Source organism: Pseudomonas sp. B19(2017) (genome assembly GCF_002113165.1).
In the GTDB taxonomy this organism is placed as follows: domain Bacteria; phylum Pseudomonadota; class Gammaproteobacteria; order Pseudomonadales; family Pseudomonadaceae; genus Aquipseudomonas.
Genome location: NZ_NEJR01000052.1, coordinates 1 through 705 on the forward strand (window position 1 = coordinate 1; position 705 = coordinate 705).

Annotated in this window: 1 protein-coding gene; it reads right to left on the minus strand. The window is 61.4% G+C overall.

Annotation, left to right across the window (positions count from 1 at the left end; all coding sequences use genetic code 11):
- The coding region (locus tag CAF70_RS27610) for an immunoglobulin-like domain-containing protein (RefSeq protein WP_371915967.1) at positions 1 to 705 on the minus strand (705 nt) is incomplete at both ends.

The following is a 705-nucleotide window of genomic DNA, read 5'->3' on the forward strand; positions in this document are numbered from 1 at the left end:
CACGCTTTGCGTAGCAGTCAGGGTCACGGTCGTGGTGTCGATGGTGTCGGTCACCTGGGTCACAGCTGCAGTGCTGCTGACGTCGAGCTTCTCGAAGTCACCACCGGTGGTACCGGTGATGGTCACACTCAGGTTTTCGGCATCGACGTACACGTCGTCGCTCGGGGCGTCGACGGTGATCGAGGCTTCTTTCTGGCCAGCGGCGATGGTGATGCTTTCACCGTTGCTCAGCTTGATCACCAGGTCGGTACCCGCCTTGTTGGTCAGGGTAGCGGTGTAGGTGATCTTGCCACCTTCGGCCACTGTGTCCGTAGCGGTCAAGGTCAGCGCAGTGGCGTCCGGGGTTGCCGGGTTGTCGGTGACGGTTGTCACTGGCTCGCCCACGGCCACGGTCTTCTCGTAGTTACCGCCCGAGATGTCGGTGATCTTGTTGGTCAGGTCCAGGTTGGTGTTGTGGACGTTATTCGGCGCGGTGAATGGCACCGACGCCGACGACTCGCCTACCGGGATGGTGATGGTCTGGCCGTTAGCCAGCTTGATCACCAGGTCCGAACCGGTGACCTTGTGGTTGACCGAGGCGGTGTAGGTGACGACGCCACCCTCGACCACGCTTTGCGTAGCAGTCAGGGTCACGGTCGTGGTGTCGATGGTGTCGGTCACCTGGGTCACAGCTGCAGTGCTGCTGACGTCGAGCTTCTCGAAGTC